This is a genomic window from Oleiphilus sp. HI0066, from assembly GCF_001635725.1.
In genome coordinates, this window is the sequence record NZ_LWFH01000145.1 from 1 (window position 1) to 749 (window position 749).

The window sequence follows — 749 nt, forward strand, 5'->3', positions numbered from 1 at the left end:
TTCAGGCAGAGAACGCGAATCAGGCTAAGAGTGAGTTCTTAGCAAATATGAGCCATGAAGTCAGAACATCGATCAATGGTATATACGGTATGTTCCAACTTCTACGTCTAAATAAGTTCTGAGATAGCCCTGTCTATTATGATTTGATCGATAAAGGCCGTACATCCTGTAACTCCCTACTTTCAATCGTGAATGACATTCTCGATTACTCGAAAATTGAGGCTGGTAAGATTGAGCTAGAGTGCATTCCGTTCGATATTGTTGATCTAATCGAAACTGCAGAGTTCATGTTTAAAGACGCGGCCTCAGAAAAAGGAATCGGATTAGAGTTTATTTTTCCTCGAGAGTTTAATCATTACTACAAGGGCGACCCTGTACGGATCAAGCAAATCTTACTCAACCTCTGTTCAAACGCGATTAAGTTTACAGAGGAAGGGAGTGTGACGATCCATGTTGATTGCGTTGGATCGCAAGCTGGGCAGCGCGTCCAAATCAAAATAGCAGATACCGGTATTGGCATGAGCCAAGATCAGGTAGAGAAAGTCTTTTCTCGATTTGAACAGGCCGACACAACTACAACTCTAGAATTTGGTGGGACAGGTTTAGGTGTCCCGATCACAAAAGCTGTGGTCGATTTAATGATTGGAGATCTGTCTGCAATAAGCGTGCAAGGCAAAGGCACAGAGTTTACTGTTTCCCTGCCTTTAGAGTTCGCTGAGGCAGCTGAGCTTAAAGAAGAAAAGGCAGAT

2 protein-coding genes are annotated in these 749 nt (G+C 43.1%); both read left to right on the plus strand.

The genetic code is table 11. From position 1 onward, the window contains the following. The coding region (locus A3738_RS32495; RefSeq protein WP_369819756.1) for a histidine kinase dimerization/phospho-acceptor domain-containing protein at positions 1-122 on the plus strand (122 nt) is incomplete at its 5' end. A gap of 66 nt (positions 123-188) precedes the next feature. Continuing rightward, the coding region (locus A3738_RS02530; RefSeq protein WP_231876505.1) for a HAMP domain-containing sensor histidine kinase at positions 189-749 on the plus strand (561 nt) is incomplete at its 3' end.